Here is a 2,929-nt window from a genome sequence, read left to right as displayed (position 1 = left end):
CTGGTGTTTGATGACCAATCATTATCATCTGGTGGTGGAAACACCAGACGGTAATCTTTCGGCTGGTATGCGACAGTTGAATGGTGTTTATACCACGCGCTTTAATCGTCGATACGGGCGGGTAGGGCATCTGTTCCAAGGGCGCTATAAAGCGATCCTGGTTGATAAGTCGTCGTACCTGCTTGAGTTGAGTCGTTATGTGCTGCTGAACCCGGTCCGCGCCCGTATGGTTGACCATCCCGCCAACTGGCTGTGGAGCAGTTACCGTTATACCCTCGGTGAAATGGATTCTCCAGACTGGTTGGCGACGGATGCGATGTTACGTCTGTTCTCTGATGACCGTGAACGAGCCTGTGAACGGTTTGTGGCGTTTGTGCTGGCGGGTGTTGGCATCAATATCTGGCTACACCTGAAGCAGCAGATTTACCTGGGTGATGACCGTTTTGTGGCCGATCAGCAGCAGTATATTGAAAAACCGGTTAAGGGTAAGTCACTCTCTGAAGTCCCATACAAGCAGAAGCGTAAACCGGCAAGGCCCCTTGAGTTTTACCGGGCAAGTTTTGATGCTCCAACGGAGGCGGTTTGTGCTGCGTATGCCTCCGGTGGTTATACCCAGAAGACCATCGCGGATTATTTTGGGCTACACTATTCCACGGTGAGTAAGATGGTTAAGAGAGTGGGCAGTTGCCAGTAGTCAGTTTTCAGAAAAAGGCTGCTGTTTTGATATTCTCTGGCTGCTATTGCTGTTCAAAATCAGGCAATCCTGTTAGCGGATTGAAGCTTGCTAAAGTTTGGCTAATCTGATGGTTATAATCATTGCCTTCAACAGGGTTTTGTGATGCCAGTGATATCGACCTTCTTTGGGATTTATATTCGAATGTACCATGCAGATCATGCACCACCGCATTTTCATGCAGAGTATCAAGGGCATGAAGCGCTGGTAGACATCTCAACTGGCCATGTTCTGGAAGGTGGGTTACCTAAAAAAGAAATCTGGAAATCTGGGGTCAGGTCTTTCATTGTGGAAATACCTCGTTTATCACTATAAACGACAAGTGTTATGCGAAATGAAAGACCTGACCCTGATTTCCTTACTCTGGAAATATTGAAACGTACGTACAGTCCGATTATGATTGCCCGATGCGTTTTTGGACGAGAACTAGCTAGTTCTCGGACAGCCTCCCAGCAGCAGCGGTTATTTGCGATGATGGACTTTAATACATTGATGTGCACGAATTTTCTGACCGCATCCGGTTTTTTTGGCAAAGTTGTTGCCTTTTATGTCGATAAGTTGCTCTATCAGGGCAACTAAACTTTACAGGCAATGAAACCACTCAACCTTTCTGCCTCAACTCCTCCCACTATCAACTCTAAAAAGGAGGGAAATCAAGCCCATACCGATCAGGCTGACCGCCAGCACAAGAATACAACCAAAACCCCATCTTTCACAAAACACATCCCCACAACTGAAAATGACGTTGGCTATGAAAGTCGCAGCACCTCCTTGTCCAGTCGCTCCGGGTTATCAGTCGAAGATACCGGAATACTCCTGACCCCAAGCTCTGAGGTTTCGGAAGATTCAGTTTTCTGGGAAAACAGTGACCACTCGATACTGAGCGAACAGGCTTCAATCACTAAAACACTTGGACACGGTGCCACTGCGATTGTTGACCTGGTTGAACAAACGAATGCTCATGGAATCTCTGAAAATTTTGCCCTGAAAAGGCCAATAACAAACTCCCGTCACGAAGCGGCTATAGAGTCTCTAAATCGGGAAGCAGAGATAATGAAAAAAGTAGGCAGCCATCCAAACATTGTAAATTGCTATGGTTTTAAGGAGGTCGATAACCGGTCAGGATTACTTTTTGAGTTCATAGATGGGCAAAATCTTCAAACGCTGACCATCACACTCATACACCAACTGAAAACCGGGATTATCACGCCTGACGAATTTTTTAATGCCTATGCCCATCTGCAAGAACAGCAACTGTTTGCCCTGGCGCATCTTGAAAAACAAGGCATTGTTCACTCTGATGTTAAACCATTTAACTGTATGTTTGACCAGAATACCCAAAGCGTTAAACAGCTGGACTTCGGGCAAGCTGCAGTAGCCGGAGAAAGTTCGCATTTTGGCAGTGAGGATTTCGCCGCACCGGATACGTTCAAATTACTGAAAGACCTGAACGCACATATCCCGGCAAAAACACCAGACGATGCGTTTGCTTATGGTCAAAGTCTCTACAGAGTTCTGAAAGAGCTGGAAACCGGAACAGCCGCCAGCTTCTGTCACGATGCCGAACTATGCACCTTTTATCCCTCAGAGCGTCAAGCCCGGGCTCGGGCACTTTCCCTGGCCATGCAGAAATACGAAACCGTAAAGCCTGATAACACTTACCATAAGGCCATACCCAATGATAAAAAAAGCCTGGAGCAACTGTGCTTGAGAGTGGCTTCGGCAATCCATCCAAATATCCAGGATTTCAATACACTGACCCAAACGGCTGAGGCCTTAAAAAACTACCTTGAGCCGATGGTTTGCTTAATCAATGATCTTTTACACCCAAACCCGTCATTACGCGTTCTCCCTTCCCAGGCATTGCATTATCAGTGGTTTGAAAGATGCATCTCCAGTGCTGAGGAAGCGAAAAAGACCCAGGTTTTCGCGGTTAAAAACCGAGTGTGATACCATCAGTTTGAGGTTCAGAATGAAAAAAATAATCCAACTGTCTTCTATCAAATCAGTTGTAGCTTCAGCGATTGCAAGCTGTCTTCTTTTAAGCACTCAAGCCATTGCTGCCAGTCAGGTGGATGAGAGTGAAGCAATTATCCGCTACGATATCATTCATCACCCGGTTATTGGTGAGAATAAAATCTGGGGTCATATATGGTCCGCCCCGCATTGCAAGAAAAAGTTTTCCATCATGACAGT

4 protein-coding genes are annotated in these 2,929 nt (G+C 46.3%); all 4 read left to right on the top strand.

Annotation, left to right across the window (positions count from 1 at the left end):
* On the top strand, positions 1-694 hold a 694-nt coding region (locus KDK14_RS03455; RefSeq protein ID WP_257263625.1), incomplete at its 5' end, for a transposase.
* 144 nt (positions 695-838) lie between these two features.
* A complete protein-coding gene (locus tag KDK14_RS21605; RefSeq protein WP_373691025.1) occupies positions 839-1,048 on the top strand; it encodes a DUF4160 domain-containing protein in 210 nt (69 codons plus the stop codon).
* Positions 1,049-1,324: 276 nt separating this feature from the next.
* Positions 1,325-2,683: a protein kinase gene (locus KDK14_RS03450; RefSeq protein WP_257263624.1), complete on the top strand. Its 1,359-nt coding sequence runs from the start codon at positions 1,325-1,327 to the stop codon at positions 2,681-2,683.
* A gap of 22 nt (positions 2,684-2,705) precedes the next feature.
* Positions 2,706-2,929, top strand: a 224-nt coding sequence (locus KDK14_RS03445) for a hypothetical protein (RefSeq protein WP_257263623.1), incomplete at its 3' end; no start/stop codon positions are given.

The sequence above is a fragment of the Endozoicomonas sp. ONNA2 genome, from assembly GCF_024606365.1.
GTDB lineage: Bacteria > Pseudomonadota > Gammaproteobacteria > Pseudomonadales > Endozoicomonadaceae > Endozoicomonas.
Note: the sequence above shows the minus strand (reverse complement) of the source record. Positions and strands in the feature narration are given on the sequence as shown.

What these genes read in the sequence shown, in the direction of transcription:
- KDK14_RS21605 (WP_373691025.1), top strand. Translation starts at nt 839, where the DNA reads ATGCCAGTGATATCGACCTTCTTTGGGATTTATATTCGAATGTACCAT.
- KDK14_RS03450 (WP_257263624.1), top strand. Translation starts at nt 1,325, where the DNA reads ATGAAACCACTCAACCTTTCTGCCTCAACTCCTCCCACTATCAACTCT.